Source organism: Sphingobacterium composti (genome assembly GCF_009829075.1).
In the GTDB taxonomy this organism is placed as follows: Bacteria; Bacteroidota; Bacteroidia; order Sphingobacteriales; family Sphingobacteriaceae; genus Sphingobacterium; species Sphingobacterium composti.
On sequence record NZ_WUQZ01000001.1, the window covers coordinates 192,625 to 214,844 of the forward strand.

Genomic DNA, 22,220 nt, shown 5'->3' on the forward strand with positions numbered 1-22,220 from the left:
TAATTTGCGAGAATTGATTAGATTAGAAGAATCTAAATATCAATTATTAAAAAATATGAAAAAAAGACTTTCTATTAGTGATATAGCCAATAATCTTGGTGTTTCGGTGACTACAGTTTCTTTTATTCTTAATGGTAAAGCGAAAGAAAAGCGAATCAGTGATGCCTTAGCAAAAAGAGTATTGGATTATGTCAAGAAAGTTGATTACAAACCCAATCAATTGGCAAAGAGTCTGCGTACTGGTAAATCAAAAAGTATTGGGTTATTGGTAGAAGATATTTCCAATCCTTTCTTTGCAAATATTGCTGATCATATTGAAAAACTGGCGTATGATCATGGTTATCATATTATTTATTGTAGTATGAAAAATGATGAACAACGTGCTAAAGAGTTGATTCAGCTTTTTTATGATCGTCAAATTGATGGTTTTATTATTGCACCTACGGAGGGTTTAAGTGTAGATATTAATAATTTATTGAAAAGTTCTGTTCCCGTGGTGTTATTTGATCGACCATTGTCAGATGTAGAGACGCATACTGTTGTTTCAGAAAACGTAGAGGGCGCATATCAGGGGACCCTGTTTTTATTAGAACAAAAGAATGCGAAGCGTATAGGTTTTGTGACCACGGTTAGTACGCAATCTCAAATGAAGGGTCGTTTGGAAGGGTATATGAAAGCGGTCGATAATATTGGGATGGATCTTTTAGTGAAAAAGATTAATTATGATCAGAATGAAGACGACGTGTTAGAGCAGTTAAGAGATTTTATTTCAGATAATAAATTGGATGGTGTTTTGTTTGCGACCAACTACCTAGCTATTAATGGCCTTAAAGCAATTAAAAAATTTGATTTAGCAGTAGATAAATTAATATCATTTGATGAGAATACGACTTTTGGACTTGTAGATCCTCCTGTATCTGCTATTTCTCAGAATATCCAAGAAATAGCACAAGAGGTAGTTCGTATATTAGTGAATCAAATTAATGGAAAGTCTGACAAAATCGAAAAGGTTGTCATCCCCTGTACATTGATTGCACGATAATTATTTTTCCGCTGAAACGAATTTCATTGATAAAGAGTTGACACAATGTCTCGTATTTTTGGCAGTGAAACCCTCGCCCTCAAATACGTGACCTAAGTGACCTCCGCATGTATTACATAGTATTTCCACACGCCTACCATCCGCGTCGGTTTCTCTTTTGACAGCACCAGGTATTTCGTCATCAAAGCTTGGCCATCCACAATGTGACTCAAATTTATCTTCTGATTTATATAATGGAGCATTACATCTTCTACAGATATACGTTCCTTTTTCTTTGTTGTCGAGTAGCTCACCAGTGAAAGGACGCTCTGTGCCTTTGTGAACGATGATATATTCTTCTTCTGGGGTTAGTTTATTATAGTTATTTGTATCCATAGTATTTGAAGTTTGTGATTTTGTAACATGTTTTCGTTGCTGTTGGCATGATGTTGATGTAATAATCAATATGCTTATTAATATAATTGAAAAAAATCTAAACATAAACGTGAAAATATATGTATTATACTGTAGAATAAATGACAAATGAAATAAAAAAAAGTTTCCGCTAATATTTCTTCGACCAAATAGTAACCAAAGTTATCCTATCCAATTGATATATGCCTTTTAAGGTTATTTATACGCAGAAAAAAGACTTATTTAGAATGATTTTAAATTGACAATTTGCGTCATTAAATTGTCAGGGATTGCTTATAAAGTTATACTTTTGTGCATTGTTTGATGGGTGAAGACCCTCCAAGCAGTAGGAAAAGTAATTTTTATATTCATAAATAAATAGTATAAAGTGCTAAATATGAGAAATATCTCATCCGTATTGGGAAGATTTGCGAAGTCAATATCAGTTAGTTTGGTGTTGTTATTTGCTGTTACGATGTCGTCGAATGCGCAGGATGCTAAGGAAGGTGCGGCGTTATTTAAGGCGAACTGTACTGCTTGTCACAAAGTGGACAGAAAAATGACAGGTCCTGCATTGGCAGGAATGTCGGAGAGACATTCTGAAGAGTGGTTGGTAAAATGGATTAAAAATTCAGGTGCTTTGATAGCTTCTGGTGATCCTGTTGCTAATCAGATATTCGAAGAGTGGAATAAAGTAGCGATGCCCGCTTTTACACAATTCTCAGATGATCAAATCAAAGGTATCATCGCGTATGTAAAAGAAGAAGAAGCTAAAGCTGCTGCTAAATCAGCTGGTGGTGATGGTGCCGGTTCTGGTGCTGCTGCAAGTTCAGATGCAAACACATTGATGATTATTGGTGTTGCGGCTATTTTGTTGTTGGCTATTGGTGTGATCGTAATCTTGAGTCGAGTTATCAGGACTTTGGAGAAAGTAATCGCTAATAATGCTGCTGCAATCGAAGCTGCTAAAGCTCGTAATGAAGCGCACGAAGAATCGGGTAAAGTTAAGTTTGCTCAAAAATTCTTAAAAAACAAAAAATTAGTTGGGTTTACAGCATTGATGGTTGTAGCGTTGTTGGCTGTTTTGGGATGGCAAACAATGTGGAATGTTGGTGTACATACTGGGTATAAGCCAGTTCAGCCAATCAAATTCTCTCACCAAGTACATGCTGGTGTAAATCAAATTGATTGTCAATATTGTCACGGGGGTGCGTATAAATCTAAAAATGCATCTATTCCTTCGGCAAACGTATGTATGAACTGTCACAACACGGTTACTGCAGCGGATCATTATGATGGCGAGACTTCTCCAGAAATCATGAAGTTGTACCGTGCTGTAGATTGGAATCCAGATACACGTGAGTATGGAAATAATCCTCGTCCTATCGAGTGGGTTAGAATTCACAACTTGCCAGATTTCGCTTATTTCAATCACTCTCAACACGTTAGTGTTGCGGGTTTAGAATGTCAAACTTGTCACGGTCCGATTGAATCTATGGAAGAGGTTTATCAATATTCTCCATTGACAATGAAATGGTGTGTTGACTGTCATAGAACTACAGAAGTTAATGCTGATAATAAATACTATGATCAGTTGATCGAAGCACACGAGAAATTGAAAAAAGGAGAGAAGATGACAGCAGCGATGATCGGTGGATTAGAGTGTGGTAAGTGTCACTATTAATAATAAATTAGGAAAACGCAATCTTATATACAGCTTAAATGGATAGCAATAAAAAATATTGGAAAGGTTTAGAAGAGTTAAATCAAACTCCTGCTTTCGTTAAAGAAAGTAAGAGTGAGTTTGCTGAACCTATTCCTGTAGAAGATGTATTAAACGAAGCAGGCTTAAGTACAAGAACACCTCGTCGTGACTTCTTGAAAGCTTTAGGTTTTGGTTTGGGAGCTGTTACATTGGCAGCGTGTAATCGTACACCGGTTCACAAAGCTGTTCCTTATGTAATTAAGCCAGAGGAAATAACTCCAGGTATTCCTAACTATTATGCTTCATCATTCAATGGACAAAGTATTTTAGTAAAAACACGTGAAGGTCGCCCTATCTTTATCGAGCCAAATCCAAATGGTGTTGGTTTGACTCAAGGCACAGATGCTACAACAGTAGCTTCAGTATTGGATCTTTACGATATGTCTAAGCTACAAAATCCGCAATTAGACGGTAAAGATGTAGAGTGGTCTAAATTAGATAGCACAGTAATCGCTGCTTTGAATAAAGCTGCTCAAGCTGGAAAACAAATTGCTATCGTATCGACTACAGTTAATTCTCCATCTACTTTAGCTTCTATCGCTAAATTAACAGATAAATACCCAACTACTTCTCTAGTGCAAGTAGATGCTGTTTCTTATAGTGGTATTATTGAAGCTAACAAAAATTCATTTGGCAAAGCTGTAGTACCTTCTTACAATTTTGGTAAGGCTCAAGTAGTGGTTTCAGTTGCTGCGGACTTCTTAGGTTCATGGTTGTCAGGTGAAGAACATTCACAAGATTTTATTAAAAATCGTGACTACAAATCATTGAAAAATGGTAAAATGTCACGTCATATCCAATTCGAGTCAGGTCTATCAATGACAGGTTCGAATGCAGATGTACGTATCGCTATCAAACCTTCAGAAGAAGGCGCTGTCTTGATTTCATTGTACAATGAAATCACTGGTCAATCTGTAGCAGGTGGTACGACAAATGCAAAAGCACAAACAGCAATCAAATTAGTAGCTAAAGAATTAGTTGCTTCTAAAGGTGCTGCAGTAGTAGTAGCAGGCGCAAATGATGTGAATATTCAATCATTAGTAAACGCTATCAATACACAATTGGGTGCTTACGGTGCAATTATCGATTTAGATAATTACTCGAAACAATACCAAGGTTCGGATTCTACTTTCCAACAATTCTTAACTGCTGCTAAAGGTGGTCAAGTAGGTGTAGCATTATTCTTGAACAGTAACCCTGTTTATAACTACTTCAATTCAGCTGATGTTGAAGAAGCTATTAAGAAAGTTGACTTTACGTTATCATTCGCAGACCGTAAAGACGAAACAGCTTCTTTATTAAAAGCAATTGCACCAGTTCCTAACTATTTGGAGTCTTGGGGTGACGCATCAGCTAAAGAGGGGGTTTATACAGTTGTTCAACCTACTATCAACCCAATTTATAACACACGTCAAGCTGAGCAATCTTTCTTAGTATGGGCAGGTGAAACTACGAATATCTATGATTTCGTTAGACAAAATTGGGAAACTAATATTTTAGCTGGTACTGGTAAATCGTGGAAAGAAGTATTACAAGCAGGTTATATTTCTAAAGCGACAGCAGCTGGTTCAGCTTATTCAGCTAACGTAGATGTAGCATCAGTTGCTGCTGCTATCGTTGCTGATGCTAAAAAAATCGCTGGTGAAGTAGAGTTAAAATTATACGAGTCTACAACATTACGCGATGGTCGTTACGCTAACAACGCATATTTGCAAGAACTTCCTGATCCAGTATCAAAAGTAACTTGGGATAACTATGCTGCTATCAACCCTAAATTTGCTGAGCAATTAGGTTTAGGTGAGAATGGTAAAGTTACAGTTGAAGCTAACGGTAAATCTATCGAATTGCCAGTTGTATTACAACCAGGTCAAGCAATGGGTACAGTTTCTGTAGCAGTTGGTTATGGTCGCACTTCAGTAGGTAAGGCTGGTGATAATGTAGGTAAAAACGCTTATCCATTAGCTTCATTGATCAATGGTACTGTTCAATTTGCTGCTAAAGCTTCAGTTTCTAAAGCATCTGGAACTTACGAATTAGCGCAAACGCAAACACATCACACTATCGAAGGTCGTAACATCATTCGTGAGACTACTTTTGCTAAGTACCAAAAAGATCCTAACTCAGAGTCTGGACGTTTTGCTGATTCACACAAAACTTATGATTTGTGGAATAAATATGAGCAACCAGGTCACAAATGGGTGATGGCTATTGATTTGAATGCTTGTACAGGTTGTGGTTCTTGTATCGTTGCTTGTAACGTTGAAAACAATATTCCTGTAGTAGGTCGTGACGAGGTTCGTCGTCGTCGTGAGATGCACTGGTTACGTATTGACCGTTATTACACTATTGAAGAGAATGGTAACAAATATTCGAAAGAAAATGACATTGCAAATGTTCAAGATTTCGAAAATGTAACTGTAGTTCACCAACCAATGTTGTGTCAACACTGTGAGCATGCTCCTTGTGAGACTGTATGTCCTGTATTAGCGACAGTACACTCTTCAGAAGGTCTTAACCACATGGCTTACAACAGATGTTTCGGTACACGTTACTGCGCAAACAACTGTCCATACAAAGTACGTCGTTTCAACTGGTTCAACTACTGGAATGATTCACGCTTTGATAACTACTTAAACAACGAGTTTACACAATTAGTATTGAACCCAGATGTTACAACACGTTCACGTGGTGTGATGGAAAAATGTTCGATGTGTATCCAACGTATCCAAGCTGGTAAATTGACAGCAAAAATGGAAAACCGCAAATTGGTAGACGGAGATGTTAAGATGGCTTGTCAAGCAGCATGTTCGGCTAACGCTATCATCTTCGGTGATGCTAATGATCCAGAATCAGAAGTTTCAAAAGCATTACGCAATGAGCGTGTTTACTATGTGTTAGAAGAGATCAATGTTCAACCGAATATCGGTTACATGACTAAGGTTAGAAACACATTTGAAGCATAATTTTATTCTTTATTTGAAATAAAACAACTATGTCATCGCATAACGAATCAATATTAAGAGAACCATTAATGACCGGTAAGGACATCACGTATGCACAAATTACGGATGATATCTTACTACCGGTTGAAAATAAACCCAACAAAGCTTGGTGGATAGGATTTATTGTAGCCTGTGTTGGAGCTAGTTTATGGGTTATCAGCGTTGGATACACGTTTTGGACGGGTATCGGTGCTTGGGGTCTAAACAAAACTGTAGGCTGGGCTTGGGATATCACCGACTTCGTATGGTGGGTAGGTATCGGTCACGCAGGTACACTTATCTCAGCTGTATTATTATTATTCCGTCAAAACTGGCGTAACTCCATCAACCGTTCTGCGGAAGCGATGACGATTTTCGCCGTAATATGTGCCGCAACTTACGTTGTAGCGCACATGGGACGTCCTTGGTTAGCGTATTGGATTTTCCCACTTCCGAATCAATTTGGTTCATTGTGGGTAAACTTTAACTCACCGCTTGTATGGGATGCCTTCGCGATTTCTACATACTTCACGGTATCATTAGTATTCTGGTACTGTGGTTTATTACCAGATATCGCATCAGTACGTGACCGTGCTACAGGTTTAAGAAAAAGAATCTATTCAATCTTTTCATTTGGATGGAATGGTTCAGTAAAAACTTGGCAACGTTTTGAAATAGTGTCATTGATCTTGGCAGGTATTTCTACACCATTAGTACTTTCTGTACACACTATTGTATCTATGGACTTTGCAACTTCTGTAATTCCAGGATGGCACACGACAATCTTCCCTCCATATTTCGTGGCAGGAGCGATTTTCTCGGGCTTCGCGATGGTACAGACTTTATTATTAATCTTACGTAAAGTATTAAATTTCGAGCACTACATCACGATGTTCCACATCGAAGCGATGAACAAGATTATCATGGTTACAGGTTCAATCGTAGGTGTTGCTTACTTAACTGAGTTATTCATTGCTTGGTATTCAGGTTCAGAATATGAGATGTATGCTTTTGCTAACCGTGTTGCTGGTCCATATGCTTGGGCATATTGGGCGATGATGACATGTAACGTTATTTCACCTCAATTATTCTGGTTCAAAAAGATTCGTACAAGTATTCCTATCTCTTGGGTGTTGTCAATCGTTGTAAATATCGGTATGTGGTTCGAGCGTTTTGTAATTATCGTAACTTCATTACACCGTGACTATTTGCCATCATCATGGGCGATGTTCTACCCAACTTGGGTTGACGTAGGTATCTTCGTTGGTTCAATCGGTTTATTCTTTGTTTTATTCTTATTGTTCTTACGTTTCTTACCAGGTATCGCTATCGCAGAGGTTAAGTTATTGTTGAAAAGCTCAAGCTTACAACATAAAACTAAATTGGTACAAGAGGGTGCATTCCCTGAGGATCAAGTTGAATTCTTTAGAGAGTCATTGAGAAAGTACGATTCAGTAACAGAAGAGGAAATTAACGCATTACGTAAAAAATAATAGCAATGAGCAATACAAAATATATATTAGGAAGTTTTGCGGATCCGGATGATTTGATGCACGGGATTGATAAATTGCAAGCAAACAACATAAGCATATACGATTGTTATACACCAATGCCGATTCACGGAATCGAAGCAAAGTTAGGTGTAAAGCCTTCTAGATTACCAATTGCAGCTTTCTGCTTTGGAGCATTAGGGACAACATTAGGATTTAGCTTATTATATTATACTATGGCATATGATTGGCCTATGAATATTGGTGGTAAACCATCATTACCATTACCAAACTTTGTGCCTGTTACATTCGAGGTGACTATTTTATTATGTGCTTTGGGTATGGTAGCGACATTTTTCTATCGTAATCATTTATTCCCAGGACGTGCACCACGTGTAATGGATTTGAGAGCTACGGACGATCGTTTTATTATAGCAATTGATGCTAAAGAAAATACAGATCACGCTTTAGTAGATAGTTTATTGAAAGAAGCTGGAGCAGTAGAAGTTAAATACAATGAAAGAAAATATGTTAGTTATGAATAAGAAGAATTTTCTTGGCGCTGTATGTATGGCTGTAGCTTTCGCAGCAGTAACTACTGCATGTGGAGATGGTACTACGCGTAGCACTGGTTGGGAATTTTCGCGTAATATGTACGATCCGTTAGCATACAATCCAGATCAGCCAAACAATAATTTTAAAAATAAGCAAACAGCTCAAACTCCTCCTGCAGGTACTATACCTCAAGGATTTGAAAAATTTGCAGATGAATATTCAAATACACCAGAAGATTACCAAAAGGCAGGTGCTGAATTAACTAATCCTTTGGAAGTAAATGAAGAGAATTTAACTCAAGGTCAACACTTATACTTAGTAAACTGTGCAGTTTGTCACGGTGCTGAAGGTAAAGGAGATGGCTCAATCACTAAAGATCGTTCTATTACGGATTCAAGAGGTACTCGTCAATTAGAGAACTTCCCTAATCCTCCAGCATATGGTAGATCAAGTGGAGCTAATTCATCTAGAGGTGGGTTAATGGCAGATTTGTCAGCAGGTAAAATTTATCATACTATTTACTACGGTTTGAATACAATGGGATCACATGCATCTCAATTGAATCCAGAGGAGCGTTGGAAAGTAGTTATGTATGTTCAAGAATTACAAAAGAAATAATCTAACATCAATTTAATAAATGGGAACTCACAATCATCATCACGATTATAATTTCAGCGAGCAATATACATTTGCTGGTACAGCGAAGATTGTTAGCTTGGTTGCTATTGTATTAGGTGTTGCTGCCGTTGGATATGGTTTGTACACAGGTGATACAATGCGCACTTTCGCCAATCTACTATTGATGGGATATTATTTCGCTTGTGTATGTGCTGCTGGTGCTTTCTTTATTGCGTTACAAATGGTAACTCAATCAGGATGGTCTGCAGGCTTAATTCGTATTCCACAAGCTATGGCATCAGTATTGCCAATAGCTTCTGTAATATTATTAATCATCGCTGCAGGCGGTATTTATACGCACACATTATACCACCACTGGACAGATCCAACATTATTCGACCCGGAGCACGCTAATTATGATAAATTAGTAGCTGGAAAAGCAGCTTTCTTAAACATTCCAGGATTTTTCATTCGTCAAATCTTGTTTATGGGATGTTACAGTATATTTGCTTTTGTATTAGCTAAATTATCTTACAAAGAAGATTTGGCTGGCGGATTAGGATCATACAAACAAAGCTTTAAATTATCGGCTATATTCTTAGTAATATTCGGTTTCACTACTCCAATTTGGTCATTTGATACTATCATGTCATTAGAGGCGCACTGGTTCTCTACCATGTTTGGATGGTACAATTTTGCAGCTATGTGGGTAAGCGGTATCTCTGTTATCGTAGTAATTTTAATATTATTGAAGAAGGCTGGTTATATGGCTTGGGTAAATGAGAATCATTTACATGACTTAGGTAAGTTAATGTTTGGTTTCTCTATCTTCTGGACTTATGTTTGGTTTGCACAATTCATGTTGATTTGGTACTCAAACATTCCTGAAGAAACAGTTTACTTCTACAAGCGTTGGGAACCAGAATACAAACCATGGTTTTGGTTAAGTATTGTAATCAACTTCTTAGCACCATTATTATTATTGGTAGATAGAGATGCAAAACGTAAGCAAAACATGATGTTGTTCGTAGCAATTTTATTATTGTGTGGACACTGGTTAGACTACTATATTATGATCATGCCTGGTACAGTTGAAACAGATAGAGGTTTTGGGTTACTTGAAATAGGTACAGCAATTGGTTTTGCAGGTTTGTTTACTTTCTTAGTAATGAACAAAATTAGTAAACATGCGTTGGCTCCTAAACATCATCCATTCCTTGATGAAAGTTTAAACCATCAGATTTAATATAGAATTGATAGAAGTTACGTTCAAACGTTTATAGAAGAAATGAATTTAAAAATTAATAACGGGTTTAAATCCATAGCGGGTTTACTACTTTTAATCAGCTTGTTCTTTGCAGCGCCAGTAATGGCAATGCAGAATGATTCGACAGTAGTTGACACATCAGAGGTAGCTACAACTGCTTCTGCAGAGGCAACTGTCGATAGTGCAGCAGCATCGACTGACACAACAGTAGCTACTGTTGCAGCAGATGCTACTAGTACTACAACTACAGCGGCAGCTAAAGTGGAAGAAGTAAAACAAATAGATCCTCAGGTCTATAAAAACTTTTTCTACTACTTATTATTGTTCTTAGTTATCTGTTCAATAATCGCTGTAATTGGAAAAATTCATTCAGTGTATGTGTTGACTAGAAAAATGAATGGTAAGCACAATGAGTTAGGTAATAACAACTTGCAAGCTTCATTATTCTTAGTTTTCTTAATCGCTTTCTTAGCATTTGTGTATTATTCATATGATGTATGGGGAAGCTGGTCATGGAGAGATGCTGTGACTGAGCATGGTAAAGATATTGACCGTATGTTTATCATTACATTGGTAATCACTACTGTCGTATTAGTATTGACACACATTGTATTATTTGTGTTTACTTATATCTACCGTTCAAAAGCTAAAAGTAAGGCTTATTACTATCCTCATAATGATGCTATCGAAAGATTATGGACTATTGTCCCTGCGATTGTATTGACAGTATTAGTATTGTTCGGTTTCTTTACATGGAGATCTATTACAAATGTTCCTGAAGATCTACAAAAATCAGCTATTCAAATCGAAGTGTTAGGTGAGCAATTCGCTTGGCATGTAAGATACCCAGGTGTGGATGGTCAAATTGGTAAACGTAATTACAAAATGACTACTGCAACAAACCCATATGGTATTGATTTCAATGATAAAGCATCTTGGGATGATTTACAAACTCAGGATATCGTTATCCCTGTGAATAAATCAGTACGATTCCATATTATTTCAAAAGATATTATTCACTCATTTTATATTCCTGATTTCCGTGTTCAAATTAATGCTGTACCAGGTATGACGAATTACTTCCAGTTTACACCTACTGTAACTACTGAAGAAATGCGTGATAAAATGAATGATCCTAACTACGATTTCATTATGTTATGTAATAAAATTTGTGGTCAAGGTCACTATAATATGGGTAAAAAAGTTATCGTTGTTACTGAGGCTGAATATAAAGAGTGGTTAGCTCAACAAGGCAAATATTTCACAGAAGATTTGCAAAAAGAGTTTGCTAGTAACAATGCAGTTTCAGAGGGTCTGACAACAGCTTCAGTAAATTAATTATAGAAGATTTTATAAAGTAATATGTCAAGTACAGTTTTATCTCACGACGCAGCTCATCATGATGCACATGGTCATCACCATGAGACGTTCTTAACTAAATATATATTTAGTCAAGATCACAAGATGATTGCGAAGCAATTCTTGATCACAGGTATCATTATGGCGGTATTTGCCATGATTTTATCTCTTTTGTTCCGTATTCAATTAGCTTGGCCGGACAAAGATTTCCCTATTCTTGAAGTATTCTTGGGTAAATGGGCAGAAGGTGGTCGTATTAAACCTGATTTCTTTTTATCATTAGTTACTATTCACGGTACTATGATGGTATTCTTCGTGTTAACAGCGGGTTTATCAGGTACATTTAGTAACTTATTAATTCCATATCAAATTGGTGCACGTGATATGGCATCGCCATTGATGAACATGTTATCATACTGGTTCTTCTTTATCGCGTGTGTTATTATGATTGCATCTTTCTTCATCGAAAGTGGTCCCGCTTCACCAGGATGGACTATCTATCCGCCATTATCTGCCGTTCCTACTGCTATTTCTGGTTCAGGATTAGGTATGACAATGTGGTTAGCTTCGATGACTTTGTTTATCATATCTCAAGTATTAGGTGGTGTTAACTACATCTCCACTGTCTTGAATATGCGTACAAAAGGTATGGATTTGTGGAAAATGCCTTTAACTATTTGGTCATTCTTCTTAACAGCTATCGTAGGTTTATTATCATTCCCTGTATTAGTTTCAGCGGTAGTGTTATTGATCTTCGACCGTTCGGCAGGTACATCATTCTATTTGTCAGACTTAGTTGTTCAAGGTCAGATTTTACCTAATGAAGGTGGTTCTCCAATTTTATTCCAACACTTATTCTGGTTCTTAGGTCACCCTGAGGTGTACATCGTTGTAATGCCTGCATTAGGTTTGACTTCAGAAGTAATTTCTACAAACTCACGTAAACCAATCTTTGGTTACCACGCGATGGTTTACTCATTAGTAGGTATCACAGTATTATCATTTATCGTATGGGGTCACCACATGTTTGTCACAGGTATGAATCCTTTCTTAGGTGGGGTGTTCATGATTACGACATTGATTATTGCTGTTCCTTCAGCGGTAAAATCATTCAACTATATGGCTACATTATGGAGAGGTAACATTCGTTTCACTCCAGCGATGATGTTTGCTATTGGTATGGTGTCATTCTTCATTTCAGGTGGTTTGACAGGTTTGTTCTTAGGTAATGCGGCATTAGATATCAACTTACATGATACATATTTCGTAGTAGCTCACTTCCACTTGGTAATGGGGTCTGCATCTATCTTTGGTATGTTGTGTGGTGTTTATCACTGGTATCCTAAAATGTTTGGTCGTATGATGAACGAGAAGTTGGGTTATTTCCACTTCTGGTTGACATTTATCGGTGCTTACTTGGTATTCTTCCCAATGCACTTCATGGGTATTGATGGTGTTCCACGTCGTTACTATTCTTTCACTGAATTTGCTTTCATGGAAAAATGGGTGTCAGTAAACATTTTGGTTACTTGGGCAGCAATCATTGCAGGTGTAGGTCAGTTAGCATTCTTAGTTAACTTCTTTGGTTCAATCTTTAGAGGTAAGAAAGCTACACAAAACCCTTGGAACTCTAATACTTTAGAGTGGACTACTCCAGTAGAACATATCCATGGTAACTGGCCAGGAGAAATTCCTACAGTTTACCGTTGGCCTTATGACTATAGTAAGCCAGGACATAACGAGGATTTTATCCCTCAAACAGTACCATTCTCACAAACAATGAGTTCGAATATGCCTCATGATTTCGAAGGAAATGAAGAAGCTATCCGTATTCAGGAGCAATGGAATAAAGAAAATAATAGAGTAGAAGGTTAGGTTTATACCTACCTTCTATTTAAAATCACTTTGACAAATATAAATAGAGCGTAATGTATCCAGCAGGTGAGAAGAGATTTATAAATGTTAATAGAATAACTATTATCGCTTTATTTCTCGTTATTATAGCTGGTGGTACAGTACGAAGCACAGGTTCGGGAATGGGTTGCCCAGACTGGCCAAAGTGTTTCAATCAAATAATTCCACCTACGGATGTAAGTCAATTGCCAGAAGGCTATGAGCAACATTACATAGATGGACGCGTAATGAAGAATGAAAGATTTGCAAAAATCGTAGATTTCTTTGGATACTCCGAAATAGCCGATAAGATTCGTCATGATGAATCAATATTAGCTCACGAGGAGTTTAATGCGGCTAAAACCTGGACTGAATATATCAATCGTCTAGTCGGTGTATTGGCAGGTATTGCGTTATTATTTACTGCTATATTTTCCTTTATTTATATCAAGTCAAAATCATCCATTTTCATATGGAGCGTTCTTAATGTTTTATTGGTCGTACTTCAAGCTTGGTTAGGCTCCATTGTGGTGTCAACTAATTTGATGCCTTGGATAATAACTGTACATATGTTATTAGCCTTGGTTATCGTCGCCGTGAGTATTTATACTTTTTATATTGCTACGACATTACGCAATAAAACAATATTAGTCAACTATCCTTCTACTGGCCTAAAGGCATTAGCTATCGTATCACTGGTAGTAACACTTATTCAAGTTGTTTACGGTACCGAAGTTAGAGAGATTATTGACCATCTAAATGCTGATGGCGTACCACGTGTTAATTGGATAGATGCTATAGGTGTTAATTACGATATCCATAGAATATTAGCTTATTTGACTCTGTTCCTTACAGTTTTATTCTTCTTTTTAGTGAAGAATAGATTTAGTAAATCGTCAATTCAAAGTCAATATGCTTGGATTATCTTAATATTAGTAGTATTTCAAATGTTGTCTGGGATTATATTAGCTAGATTTGCAGTCCCAGCTTTTGCACAGACAACGCACTTAGTACTTGCAAGTTTGTTTTTCGGAGCTCAATATTATTTGATGCTTTTGATGACGAAGCTGAAAAGATAGATAATAGAGTAATTTATTATCTAGGAGAGAAAAGGAGAAAGAGTAGTCAATGAAAACTTTTATTTCAGATTTTAACAAACTTGTAAAATTACGTTTGACGTTAACTGTTGTATTTTCGGCCTCTATTTCATTTTTAATAGGAGCGAAGCAACAGGGTGATATCATGTGGTTCAATTGGTTATTATTAACGATTGGCGGATTCTTGGTGACAGGAGCTGCTAATGGTTTTAATGAAATCATTGAAAAGGACATCGATAAATTGATGAAGCGCACAATGGACCGACCTTTGCCAGCAGGAAGAATGACTACAGGTCAGGCTTTGGTGTTGAGCTTATTTATGGGCATTCTGGGTACGTTAGTCTTGGTAAAACTCAATTTCATAGCGGGTTTGCTATCGGTCTTTTCAATATTTTTGTATGCATTTGTGTATACGCCATTAAAGCCTAAATCCAGAATAGCTGTATTCTTAGGTGCGATACCAGGTGCATTGCCACCACTTATTGGTTATTTCGCAGCTTTCGAATCACTTGGCTTTGGATTGGCATATGCTTCAGTTAGCGAATCAGCAATCATTATTACGCCATTCATTTTGTTCTTGGTTCAGTTTTTCTGGCAATATCCACATTATTGGGCTATTGCTTGGGTAGCAGACGAAGATTACAAAAGAGCGGGTATTCAATTGTTGCCAAGCTTAAAGAAAGATAAAGCTTCAGCAGTATTTATCTTTGTATCGGCTCTTCTAATGATTCCAGTAGGATTTTTACCTATGTATTTTGGATTCGGCGGTTGGGTGTTTACAATAGTTTCGCTGATGGGCGGATTAGCTTTCACATGGTACGGTTATAAGCATCTTTTAGAACTAAAAGATGAAACAGCAAAGAAGGTAATGTATATATCGTTTATATATTTACCATTGACACAATTAGTATTACTTTTTGATTTTATTCCTTTTAAATAATATAAATGGGAGCTAACGAAATAGAATTGGAAGATTTGCAAAGGCAACGTAAAGCCCAAAAGTTCAACCTTTGGTTAGGACTCATCGGGATGTTTATGATGTTTGCTGCACTTTCAAGTGGATTTATCGTATATACAGCAAGTGGCGTAGATAAAGGAATTAAAACAATATTGCCTCAAGCATTTATCTACAGTACATTAGTGATTGTAGCGAGTAGTTTGACTTTGCATTTTGCAGTCAAAGCAGCTCAATTAAATCAGCTTGCAAAACAAAAAATGCTATTGATTATCACAATCGTGCTAGGTATAGTGTTTTTTATATTACAAGTTCAATCATGGGGGATATTGACTGAGCAAGGTGTTTATTTTATAAACAATAATGCTTCGCAGTCGTTTATCTATATCTTCACTGGATTGCACTTGGCGCACATTGTAGCTGGACTTTTGGTGTTAATCAGAGCATATTTTGGTGCTACTAAACCAATTGCCCAAGACCGCAATGTTTTTAGAATGGATCTAGCCGCTATTTTTTGGCATTTTCTAGATCTTTTATGGATTTATATATATGTTTTCTTACTTTTGAATCAATAATAGTAAACAATGAGTACAACAACTGTATCGCAATTGGATAAGGTAAAAGACGGACCATGGTCTGGTGGTAAGTCACCTTGGAATTTAGAGTATGGAAAAATCATGATGTGGTTTTTCTTAGTTTCAGATGCTTTTACGTTTTCGGCATTCCTAATTTATTATGGTGCTCAAAAATTTGCTCAACCTACATGGATAGATGCGGATAAAATTTTCCAATCTGTACCAGGTATTGCTGAGTCTGGTCAACCTTTGGTTTTCGTAGGTATCATGACCTTTATTTTGATTATGTCTTCTGTGACAATGGTATTAGCCGTAGAAGCAGGACATCGTAATTCAAAACAAGAAGTAGTAAAATGGATGATTTGGACGATTTTGGGTGGTTTACTTTTCGTAGGCTGTCAAGCTATCGAGTGGTCTCACTTACATCACCAAGGATTCTGGTTTGGAAGAAATCCAGCTACAGGATTAGTTGACCCAGATGCTATTGCAGCTGCATTAGAACCATATTTTACTAAAGATATTTCTTATACTGCAGCGTTACAATTCTCTAATTTATTCTTTACTATCACTGGTTTCCACGGTTTCCACGTTTCGATTGGTATATTATTGAATATTATTATTCTTTGCATGACATTGAATAACACGTTTGAGAATAGAGGTACTTATTTAATGGTTGAAAAAGTAGGTCTTTACTGGCACTTTGTAGATTTAGTGTGGGTATTCGTATTTACATTCTTCTACTTAATCTAATTATTGACTCTTATATCTAATTATAGAAATGGCACATCACGATCATATAGCTACACACGATGCTCACGAGCATGGTGATGGAATGGGCAAAAAGCAAATCTGGCAAGTATTCTTTGTATTGTTGGCATTGACAGCATTAGAATTCTTAATTGCATTGGGTTTTGTTCATCACTGGGGAATTTTGCAAAAGGGTGCTTTAGTTAACACGATTTATATCGTCTTGACTTTAGTAAAAGCATATTACATTGTTGCATATTTTATGCACTTGAAGTTTGAGAAATCTAGCTTTATTGTAACTTGTGGAATTGTATTTATTTTCATTATTTACTTCATCGTATTGATGTTAGTTGAAGGTGATTATTTATTACATCACTTCCAAGAACATGCGATTTTCCCTAATAAATAATAATGAATAATAACTCTAAAAAGAGAAATATATCAACTATCATAATCCTGGCTATAGTACTACTAGTGCCAGGATTTTTGTATATAGCGCTAAATAAAATTGGCTCAAATCAATATTTAAAACTTCCAATTTACGGTGAAAAGGTATTGTCTGGTAAGATGAATCGTAAGATGGGAAGAGAAATTGCAGATACGACCTTTCATCAAATACAGCCTATCAAGTTATACAATTCCATAGGTAAGCGAGTTGATTTTTTGAATCAAGATACTGTCATTACAGTATTGCACTTGTTTACTGCTGAAGATGAAGGTTTGTCTAAAACATTGTTGACAAATTTGAAGCCTGTAGTAGAGCGATTCAAAAATATACACAAAGTCAAGTTTTTTTCAATATCATTGAATCCTGATAATAGTGATGATGATCTAGCACATATACAGAAATTATATGTAAAGGATTATTCAAAAACTTGGTTTATAGTTAAGCCGAATGAATCAATCAATGATTATGTTCAGCAGAATTTTCTGATAGACGCACATATCAATCTAGATTCTACATATACTTTCAGTAATAATTATCTTTTAATAGATACAGAAAGACGTATTCGAGGATTCTATGATATCAATCAGAATAAGGAGATGGAACGATTGGAAGATGAAATTAAAGTACAATTAGTGGAAGAAGCTCGTAATAATCCACTTAAAATAGAGAAAAAGTAATATGGCAATGACAGAAGAAGAAAAGAAGTATAAAGGTATTATTTGGACATTATCTATTGTAGTGCCTTTGGCAGTAGCGGCCTTATTTGGTATTAATTTGCAAAAAATGGGTTACGATGTTGATCCCTTATCATTTTTACCTCCAATTTATGCTACGATTAATGGTTTGACTGCTATATTATTAGTTTGGGCTGTTTCAGCAGTGAAGAGAGGTAATACAAAATTGCATGAAAACCTAATCAAACTTTGTATGGTTTGTTCGGGATTGTTTCTAATCATGTATGTGGCTTATCACATGACTTCGGTTTCGACTCCATACGGTGGTGAAGGTGCGATTCGATATGTGTATTTCTTCATTTTAATATCACATATTTTACTTTCTATTATTATTATACCATTCGTATTATTCACTTTTGTGCGTGGGATTGCAGGTGCTTACGAACGTCATAAAAAATTAGCGCGTATCACATACCCGATGTGGTTGTATGTCGCTGTGACAGGAGTTATCGTTTATATTATGATTTCACCATATTATACACATTAATATAATGAGTAGAGTTTGGATATATCAAGCAAATCGCTTCTTAACGGATATAGAAGTCGCTGAGATTAATACTTTGGCTCAAGAGTTTGTGTCTTCATGGACAGCACACGGATCAGCTTTGGCAGGTAAAGCTTCTGTTATTGATAATTTATTTCTAATATTAGTAGTAGATGAGGAAGTAGCTGGTGTAACTGGTTGTTCCATTGACAAATCGGTGCATTTTATCAAAGGTTTAGGAGAGAGGTTTAATATTGATTTCTTTGATAGAATGCGTGTCTCTTATATCAATGCTGAAGGTCAATTGCAATTGGCTTCTCGAGATGAGTTCCAAGAATTGGTAAATAATGGTATTGTCACTTCAGAAACTATAGTCTATAATAATTTGATTCAAAATTCTGAAGAACTTGCTTCCAACTGGAAAATCCCATTTTCACAAAGTTGGCATAGTAAAGTTTTTTAAAGTAAGAATTTGTTAATAAACTAAATAAGCCCGTACAATTTGTACAGGCTTATTTAGTTTATAGAGAAGTCTTTGGAGCTGCTGATAGGATTTCTTCGCTAGCTTGGTCTTCGTATTGTTTGAAGTTGTTGACGAATAAATTAGCTAAGGCTAATGCTTGTTTGTCATAAGCCTCTGTATCAGTCCAAGTAGTTCTTGGATTCAATACTTCTGGAGGTACACCAGGACAAGATTGTGGTTTTAGTAATCCAAATATAACGTGAGGCACATATTCCACATTATCCAAATCTCCACGCATTGCAGCATTAATCATTGCACGTGTGTATTTCAGATTCATACGTTGACCTTCACCGTATTTTCCACCAGTCCAACCTGTATTAATTAGCCATACGTTAACTTCAGGATGCTGATCTAATTTTTTACCTAGTAATTCTGCATATTGAGTAGGATGAAGAGGCAAAAATACTCTTCCAAAACATGCTGAGAATGTAGTTTGTGGTTCTGTGATTCCAACCTCAGTACCTGCTACTTTAGCTGTATATCCAGATATGAAGTGATACATAGCCTGAGCCTTTGTCAACTTTGAAATTGGGGGTAAGATACCAAAAGCATCACAAGTCAAAAAGAATATATTTTTAGGAATAGCACCCAATGAAGGTTGCTTTGCATTCGGAATGTAGTTAATCGGATAGGCTACACGTGTATTTTCAGTAAGTTTAGTATTCGTGAAATCTACAACATTGGAGTTTTCAAAGAATGAAACATTTTCTAAAAGAGCTCCAGGTCTGATTGCTCCATAAATTTCTGGTTCTTTTTCAGCACTTAAGTCTACAACTTTAGCGTAGCATCCACCTTCAAAGTTGAAAACAGAATTGTCAGCCCAACCATGCTCGTCATCACCAATCAATGATCGATTAGCATCAGCAGAAAGTGTTGTTTTTCCTGTTCCACTCAAGCCAAAGAATAGAGATACGTCGCCATCTTTTCCTTCGTTTGCTGAACAGTGCATAGGCAGCACACCATGATTATGTGGCAGAATAAAGTTCAATACAGAGAAAATGCCCTTTTTCATTTCACCTGTATATGCTGACCCACCAATTAGAATTACTTTTTTAGTGAAATTTACAATTGTAAAATTTGTAGAACGCGTACCATCTACTTCAGGATTAGCTTCAAATTCTGGATTTTGAAGTATTAACCATTCATGTTCAAATTCCGCCAATTCTGCATAATTAGGCGTTATAAAAAGGTTATTGCAGAATAAATTTGCCCAAGGCTTCGTGTTAACTACTGTAACATTTATTTTATATCTTGGATCTGCACCAGCATAACATTTTCGAGCCCAAACGTCTACTCCACTAAATGAATCTTGCATCTTTTGATACAGATTCTCAAATATTTCATTAGATATTGGAATATTGACATCTCCCCAATCTATAGTATCAGCTGTTAAACTATCTTTAACTATAAATTTATCTTTTGGTGAACGCCCTGTGAATTTACCTGTTTCAACACATAAAGCACCTAAATCATTTAGTCTGCCTTGATTGAGGTCTAATGTTTGTTGTGTTAATTCTTCATTCGTCAAGTTCCAATAAACTTTTTTTGCTTGGCTATCAATTTTGTTTATTGTCGCATCGACTGAATTTTCCAACATATCTATTCGCTCCATGATCATAACTTGTGAATTTATGAAGCTAAGGTAGGGAGTTCACAAACTGATAAGTTAACCTCTTTTATTTTTGCAAATATTATTACATTTTACTACTTTGATTGAGTTTTTGTGTTTTAAGGTTTTTATTTTTTAATATTCAGTTTTTAAATAGCGTAAATACTTAATAAAAATTAAATTCTGCTTTGGAATTCTTTAATATCAAATTCTTGAAAAGGGCAAAATATGTTTATTTTTTATCAATACTAAACTTTCCTGCACCAGTGAAATACAAGGCAATGAATACCGCCATTAATTCTATCGAATGTGATGAAGCTGCCCAAGTATCGCCTTTTGATAAGTGTGAAATGGTTGCGATTAACATGGTGAAAGCCAAAACTAAGGAGGTGTGTTTGGTAAATAAACCAACCATGATTAAAAGTGCTCCAACAGATTCGGTCATAGTGGCTGCAAAACCCCAAAATGAACTCCAAAATGTAATACCAATATTGCCCATTGCTGCGCCTACTTTTTCCCAAACTTCAGGACCGTTAATAAGTTTTGGTAAACCATGAAATAATAACATGCATCCACCAATGACTACCCTAATGATTAAAATACCAATATCTCTCTTGTGACTGCGACTGGATCTGCTCATACGATTATTAGATGTATTTAATTGTTGATTTTGATTTAGTTATGTGTAGTTCTATTTCTTTTCCGAATATTAATGCACGATTGTCGTCTATATGGCCAGCAGGACAACCAAAAGCTACTGGATAATCAAATTCCTTGACTTTGTCCATAATTATGTCCTCAAATCGTTGTCCAAATGCCGGATCGGAATCTTTTAACTCCGTGAATCCGCCAACAATTAATCCAGCAATTTTACTTAATTTTTTAGCTCTTTTCAATGTCCACAACATACGGTCGATATTGTAATGTGACTCGCCTACATCTTCGATAAAGAGTATTTTACCATCATACTTAACATCTGATTCAGAAGCCAAAACACTGTGTAAGATCGCTAAATTTCCTCCTGTCAGAATACCTTTGGCAGTTCCAATTCTATTTGGATAGTCTATGTTTTCGAATTTTAAATCCACGTTTTTGCCAAAGAGAGCTTTTTTCAAAGTTTCTAAAGACTCATCAGATGCATCCAAAAATGATTTCACCATTTGTCCATGAATCGTAGGAATACCAAATTTGCGTTGTATGTGGCTATGAATAGCAGTCACATCGCTGAAACCGATAATCCATTTTGGACTTTTCTTAAATTTATTGAAGTTTATCTTGTCGATAATGCGAACGCATCCATAGCCTCCACGGCCAGCAATGATAGCTTTGATTTCGGGGTTGTCAAGTGCATCTTGAAAATCTCGAGCACGCAATTCATCATGGCCTGCAAACTGATTAAGTTGGGCTGTCACTGAAGGGTATACCGCAGGCTCTAAGCCCCATTTTTCTAAAATTTGGTATGCTGGTGTCAAATCAGCTTTAATATAACTGGCAGGACAAATAACGGCTATTTTATCACCTTTCTTCAAGAACGGAGGAGTATTCATACACAGTGAGTTAATGTAATTTTTTTAACTAATTAAAAACGCGAAGACTTTTAAGAATATTTCGCGTAAGGCTTATTTATAAGCACAAATTGAATTATCTTTGTACTCTAATTTTTAAAAGTTTCACCTTAAAAATAC

Annotated in this window: 21 protein-coding genes; 17 read left to right on the top strand and 4 right to left on the bottom strand. The window is 36.2% G+C overall.

The genetic code is table 11. The features are described from left to right. Nucleotides 1-55 precede the first annotated feature (55 nt). Nucleotides 56-1,042 (top strand): LacI family DNA-binding transcriptional regulator, encoded by a 987-nt coding sequence (locus tag GOQ17_RS00840; protein ID WP_159633398.1) that lies wholly within the window; start codon nt 56-58, stop codon nt 1,040-1,042. Here GOQ17_RS00840 and GOQ17_RS00845 read toward each other — a convergent pair whose 3' ends face one another. Further along, nucleotides 1,043-1,522 carry a methionine-R-sulfoxide reductase gene (locus GOQ17_RS00845; protein WP_159633401.1) on the bottom strand — a complete coding sequence of 160 codons (480 nt, stop codon included), beginning with the start codon at nt 1,520-1,522 and terminating at the stop codon, nt 1,043-1,045. Nucleotides 1,523-1,832: 310 nt separating this feature from the next. Here GOQ17_RS00845 and GOQ17_RS00850 point away from each other — a divergent pair, with 310 nt between their 5' ends. Genes GOQ17_RS00850 through GOQ17_RS00925 form a run of 16 tightly spaced genes read left to right on the top strand, consistent with a single transcriptional unit; the run spans nt 1,833 to nt 18,866 of the window. Next, a complete protein-coding gene (locus GOQ17_RS00850) occupies nt 1,833-3,119 on the top strand; it encodes a cytochrome c3 family protein (RefSeq protein ID WP_159633404.1) in 1,287 nt (428 codons plus the stop codon). Nucleotides 3,120-3,157: 38 nt separating this feature from the next. Then, nucleotides 3,158-6,163: a TAT-variant-translocated molybdopterin oxidoreductase gene (locus tag GOQ17_RS00855; RefSeq protein WP_159633406.1), complete on the top strand. Its 3,006-nt coding sequence runs from the start codon at nt 3,158-3,160 to the stop codon at nt 6,161-6,163. Nucleotides 6,164-6,192: 29 nt separating this feature from the next. Then, a complete protein-coding gene (nrfD, locus tag GOQ17_RS00860) occupies nt 6,193-7,674 on the top strand; it encodes an NrfD/PsrC family molybdoenzyme membrane anchor subunit (RefSeq protein ID WP_159633409.1) in 1,482 nt (493 codons plus the stop codon). A 5-nt stretch (nt 7,675-7,679) separates the two neighbouring features. Further along, nucleotides 7,680-8,216, top strand: a complete 537-nt coding sequence (locus GOQ17_RS00865; protein WP_159633412.1) for a DUF3341 domain-containing protein — start codon at nt 7,680-7,682, stop codon at nt 8,214-8,216. Continuing rightward, nucleotides 8,209-8,844 carry a c-type cytochrome gene (locus GOQ17_RS00870; protein WP_317163259.1) on the top strand — a complete coding sequence of 212 codons (636 nt, stop codon included), beginning with the start codon at nt 8,209-8,211 and terminating at the stop codon, nt 8,842-8,844. Before GOQ17_RS00865 ends, GOQ17_RS00870 begins: the two co-directional genes overlap by 8 nt. Nucleotides 8,845-8,863: 19 nt before the next feature. After that, a complete protein-coding gene (locus GOQ17_RS00875; protein WP_159633418.1) occupies nt 8,864-10,090 on the top strand; it encodes a quinol:cytochrome C oxidoreductase in 1,227 nt (408 codons plus the stop codon). Between the two features lie 42 nt (nt 10,091-10,132). Further along, complete coding sequence (locus GOQ17_RS00880) at nt 10,133-11,449, top strand: cytochrome c oxidase subunit II (RefSeq protein ID WP_236537008.1); 1,317 nt, start codon at nt 10,133-10,135, stop codon at nt 11,447-11,449. A 24-nt stretch (nt 11,450-11,473) separates the two neighbouring features. Further along, nucleotides 11,474-13,345, top strand: coding sequence for a cytochrome c oxidase subunit I (locus GOQ17_RS00885; protein WP_201288477.1), 1,872 nt, complete (start codon nt 11,474-11,476; stop codon nt 13,343-13,345). Between the two features lie 53 nt (nt 13,346-13,398). Then, the gene (locus GOQ17_RS00890; protein ID WP_159633421.1) at nt 13,399-14,442 is read left to right on the top strand and encodes a COX15/CtaA family protein; all 1,044 of its coding nucleotides are present in this window, start codon (nt 13,399-13,401) and stop codon (nt 14,440-14,442) included. A gap of 49 nt (nt 14,443-14,491) precedes the next feature. Beyond that, entirely contained in the window at nt 14,492-15,400 is a 909-nt protein-coding gene (gene cyoE / locus GOQ17_RS00895) for a heme o synthase (protein WP_159633424.1), read from the top strand. A 5-nt stretch (nt 15,401-15,405) separates the two neighbouring features. Further along, entirely contained in the window at nt 15,406-15,990 is a 585-nt protein-coding gene (locus GOQ17_RS00900) for a cytochrome c oxidase subunit 3 (RefSeq protein WP_159633427.1), read from the top strand. A 9-nt stretch (nt 15,991-15,999) separates the two neighbouring features. Then, entirely contained in the window at nt 16,000-16,740 is a 741-nt protein-coding gene (locus GOQ17_RS00905; RefSeq protein WP_149913880.1) for a cytochrome c oxidase subunit 3, read from the top strand. Nucleotides 16,741-16,768: 28 nt separating this feature from the next. Continuing rightward, the gene (locus GOQ17_RS00910; protein ID WP_159633430.1) at nt 16,769-17,146 is read left to right on the top strand and encodes a cytochrome C oxidase subunit IV family protein; all 378 of its coding nucleotides are present in this window, start codon (nt 16,769-16,771) and stop codon (nt 17,144-17,146) included. A 2-nt stretch (nt 17,147-17,148) separates the two neighbouring features. Then, complete coding sequence (locus tag GOQ17_RS00915) at nt 17,149-17,862, top strand: thioredoxin domain-containing protein (RefSeq protein WP_159633433.1); 714 nt, start codon at nt 17,149-17,151, stop codon at nt 17,860-17,862. Between the two features lies 1 nt (nt 17,863). Continuing rightward, nucleotides 17,864-18,406 carry a DUF420 domain-containing protein gene (locus GOQ17_RS00920; RefSeq protein ID WP_159633436.1) on the top strand — a complete coding sequence of 181 codons (543 nt, stop codon included), beginning with the start codon at nt 17,864-17,866 and terminating at the stop codon, nt 18,404-18,406. 4 nt (nt 18,407-18,410) lie between these two features. Then, a complete protein-coding gene (locus GOQ17_RS00925; RefSeq protein ID WP_159633439.1) occupies nt 18,411-18,866 on the top strand; it encodes an ABC transporter ATPase in 456 nt (151 codons plus the stop codon). Between the two features lie 58 nt (nt 18,867-18,924). On the opposite strand, the gene pckA is transcribed toward GOQ17_RS00925, so the two are convergent. The 3 genes from pckA to GOQ17_RS00940 form a co-directional block, all read right to left on the bottom strand. Beyond that, the gene (pckA, locus tag GOQ17_RS00930) at nt 18,925-20,538 is read right to left on the bottom strand and encodes a phosphoenolpyruvate carboxykinase (ATP) (protein ID WP_201288478.1); all 1,614 of its coding nucleotides are present in this window, start codon (nt 20,536-20,538) and stop codon (nt 18,925-18,927) included. 229 nt (nt 20,539-20,767) lie between these two features. Beyond that, nucleotides 20,768-21,175: a DoxX family protein gene (locus GOQ17_RS00935; RefSeq protein ID WP_159633442.1), complete on the bottom strand. Its 408-nt coding sequence runs from the start codon at nt 21,173-21,175 to the stop codon at nt 20,768-20,770. Between the two features lie 7 nt (nt 21,176-21,182). Next, on the bottom strand, nt 21,183-22,082 hold the full coding sequence (locus GOQ17_RS00940) for a S66 peptidase family protein (protein ID WP_159633445.1): 900 nt from the start codon (nt 22,080-22,082) through the stop codon (nt 21,183-21,185). Between the last annotated feature and the right edge of the window lie 138 nt (nt 22,083-22,220).

Excerpts from the sequence above, each read along its gene's own strand:
- GOQ17_RS00915 (WP_159633433.1), top strand. The coding sequence starts at position 17,149 with ATGAATAATAACTCTAAAAAGAGAAATATATCAACTATCATAATCCTG.
- cyoE (WP_159633424.1), top strand. The coding sequence starts at position 14,492 with ATGAAAACTTTTATTTCAGATTTTAACAAACTTGTAAAATTACGTTTG.
- GOQ17_RS00880 (WP_236537008.1), top strand. The coding sequence starts at position 10,133 with ATGAATTTAAAAATTAATAACGGGTTTAAATCCATAGCGGGTTTACTA.
- GOQ17_RS00910 (WP_159633430.1), top strand. The coding sequence starts at position 16,769 with ATGGCACATCACGATCATATAGCTACACACGATGCTCACGAGCATGGT.
- GOQ17_RS00870 (WP_317163259.1), top strand. The coding sequence starts at position 8,209 with ATGAATAAGAAGAATTTTCTTGGCGCTGTATGTATGGCTGTAGCTTTC.
- GOQ17_RS00875 (WP_159633418.1), top strand. The coding sequence starts at position 8,864 with ATGGGAACTCACAATCATCATCACGATTATAATTTCAGCGAGCAATAT.
- GOQ17_RS00865 (WP_159633412.1), top strand. The coding sequence starts at position 7,680 with ATGAGCAATACAAAATATATATTAGGAAGTTTTGCGGATCCGGATGAT.
- GOQ17_RS00925 (WP_159633439.1), top strand. The coding sequence starts at position 18,411 with ATGAGTAGAGTTTGGATATATCAAGCAAATCGCTTCTTAACGGATATA.
- GOQ17_RS00885 (WP_201288477.1), top strand. The coding sequence starts at position 11,474 with ATGTCAAGTACAGTTTTATCTCACGACGCAGCTCATCATGATGCACAT.
- GOQ17_RS00905 (WP_149913880.1), top strand. The coding sequence starts at position 16,000 with ATGAGTACAACAACTGTATCGCAATTGGATAAGGTAAAAGACGGACCA.
- GOQ17_RS00855 (WP_159633406.1), top strand. The coding sequence starts at position 3,158 with ATGGATAGCAATAAAAAATATTGGAAAGGTTTAGAAGAGTTAAATCAA.
- GOQ17_RS00890 (WP_159633421.1), top strand. The coding sequence starts at position 13,399 with ATGTATCCAGCAGGTGAGAAGAGATTTATAAATGTTAATAGAATAACT.
- pckA (WP_201288478.1), bottom strand. The coding sequence starts at position 20,538 with ATGGAGCGAATAGATATGTTGGAAAATTCAGTCGATGCGACAATAAAC.
- GOQ17_RS00920 (WP_159633436.1), top strand. The coding sequence starts at position 17,864 with ATGGCAATGACAGAAGAAGAAAAGAAGTATAAAGGTATTATTTGGACA.
- nrfD (WP_159633409.1), top strand. The coding sequence starts at position 6,193 with ATGTCATCGCATAACGAATCAATATTAAGAGAACCATTAATGACCGGT.
- GOQ17_RS00940 (WP_159633445.1), bottom strand. The coding sequence starts at position 22,082 with ATGAATACTCCTCCGTTCTTGAAGAAAGGTGATAAAATAGCCGTTATT.
- GOQ17_RS00850 (WP_159633404.1), top strand. The coding sequence starts at position 1,833 with ATGAGAAATATCTCATCCGTATTGGGAAGATTTGCGAAGTCAATATCA.
- GOQ17_RS00935 (WP_159633442.1), bottom strand. The coding sequence starts at position 21,175 with ATGAGCAGATCCAGTCGCAGTCACAAGAGAGATATTGGTATTTTAATC.
- GOQ17_RS00900 (WP_159633427.1), top strand. The coding sequence starts at position 15,406 with ATGGGAGCTAACGAAATAGAATTGGAAGATTTGCAAAGGCAACGTAAA.
- GOQ17_RS00845 (WP_159633401.1), bottom strand. The coding sequence starts at position 1,522 with ATGTTTAGATTTTTTTCAATTATATTAATAAGCATATTGATTATTACA.
- GOQ17_RS00840 (WP_159633398.1), top strand. The coding sequence starts at position 56 with ATGAAAAAAAGACTTTCTATTAGTGATATAGCCAATAATCTTGGTGTT.